General features: G+C 60.2%; 2 protein-coding genes. One reads left to right on the top strand and one right to left on the bottom strand.

Annotated features, from left to right (window positions below; all coding sequences use genetic code 11):
* A partial coding sequence (locus tag RMCB_RS36340; RefSeq protein WP_206779456.1) for a hypothetical protein occupies positions 1–296 on the top strand: 296 nt, incomplete at its 5' end.
* A 515-nt stretch (positions 297–811) separates the two neighbouring features.
* Here the strand turns inward: RMCB_RS36340 and RMCB_RS05225 are convergent.
* The coding region (locus RMCB_RS05225; RefSeq protein WP_206779455.1) for a hypothetical protein at positions 812–1,754 on the bottom strand (943 nt) is incomplete at its 5' end.

The raw sequence follows: 1,754 nt of genomic DNA, 5'->3' as shown, positions 1-1,754 counted from the left end.
GGAATGCCGCTTACGACCAGCCATGCGTGTCATCGTCCCTTCTCGGCCCGACCTCGGGCCACAGGACTCTAAAACAGGCTGGTCTCAATCACGGGGAACACGCCACCGATGCGTACGAGTGGAAGGTGTCCATCACCAACTACGACGGTGAGCCGGTAGACCCTCAGTCGTATGACTTTGTTGTGCGGTACACCCACGCTGATCTACGGCGGTTAAACCCGTGGTTGGCGTACATCCAGACAGTCCTGAAAATCGACGAAGTCGAACAGGCCGGGGAAAGCTGGGGCGACGAGTAACCAATTCTGCCGGAACGGTTTTCGAGGGAGACAGCGGAGCTATCGACAGCTCCGCTGTCTCTGTGCTGCTCGAATCGCGGTTCGATTCCGCGACTGGCACCACTGGCCCGTCGCCGTAGGTTCGCACCTTGACAACTTCACCCTCCCCGCCCTGGCTGCTGACCTTGGTAGCACTTGACCCCGTCTAGGGAGGGTGGGGTACCTAAACGGGGTCAAGTGTGGCGCGCGGTAGGCACTGGCAGAAGGGGCCACCGTACAGCCGGTTTGGTGGAACAGTTAGATGCGAGGGTCTGAGCTCATCGTCACGTTCGCGGCGGGAGGGTCATCTAGCGATGCTTGACAGCCCTTGTAGCGTCCGCCTTCGAACGGTGGCAGATGATCCATGCCGTTGGGTACCAGACCGTTGCCCCAGCTGAATTCGCTAGCTTCCGTATCCATCTGGTCTAGGTCGGCGTTGTACCTTCGCATGTCGTGGTCGGATACGCCGAATCCGCCTGCCCCTGTACCGCTCACGACTACACGCCAATGATGGACGGTGCGGTATAGCCGGTGCTCGCGGTCAGCTGGGTGCACACAGCTGCCCCACGGTGGCGAGTTCCGACACCAAAGCTGCGGCTGTAGAAGCTGTCCTGTAGCGGGTACCCGTTGACGTTGCCGGGCAGCTGGCGCAGACCCTGGTACAGCCGGTTGGGGTGCTGGCGAACACCGATCACGTTGGACGTTGCACCGGGTCCAGCGGTAGCCACCACGGCAAAGTACTTCTCGGGCACGAAGTTTGATTCAACGATCCACAGCGGGCCGTATTTGCCTACTGTCGGAAGGTTGAACACGGTGCCTGCGGGCTGGCTGCCGACCAGCTGGCCACCATTGGGCAGAACGAAGGCCGGTTGGTTCACGGCTCGAATGAAGTCCCACTTAGCGATTTGCGTGTTTTCGTTCTCCACGTTGGCGCGGAAGCTCTGGATGACCTCGGACTCAGTTGGATTGACGAAGCACACCAGCTCTTCGGCTCCATCGGTGAGGCCGTAGCCGTGTTCGCGAATGTGCTTGACGGTGACTTCAAGGTCATTCGAGTCGATAGTGGTGTTGCCACTTGTCAGATAGTGCGTGTGGTTGGCGTCGAAACGCTTGCCCAACACCGGAGGTGGCACCATGCCATCGGTGCCGTTCCAGAGGCCATAGCAGGTGTTGCCATAGTCGTTGAGCTCAGGCGCGGGATTGAACAGCCGGTTGAGGATTCGCCGCGTGACGGTGGTGTTGTCTCCGCGCAAGGCTTCATCAAGTACAGCTCGAACCTGTCGGGCATCGGCGTCCCGCAAGAATCGCCACGTAAACCGTGCGGCCCGGTCATAGTGGCGTGTTCCCCGTGATTGAGACCAGCCTGTTTTAGAGTCCTGTGGCCCGAGGTCGGGCCGAGAAGGGACGATGACACGCATGGCTGGTCGTAAGCGGCATTCC

Origin of the sequence: Mycolicibacterium brisbanense, from assembly GCF_001570425.1 — a bacterium.
Taxonomy (GTDB): Bacteria; Actinomycetota; Actinomycetes; order Mycobacteriales; family Mycobacteriaceae; genus Mycobacterium; species Mycobacterium brisbanense.
This window is presented reverse-complemented; position numbering and strand designations above follow the sequence as displayed.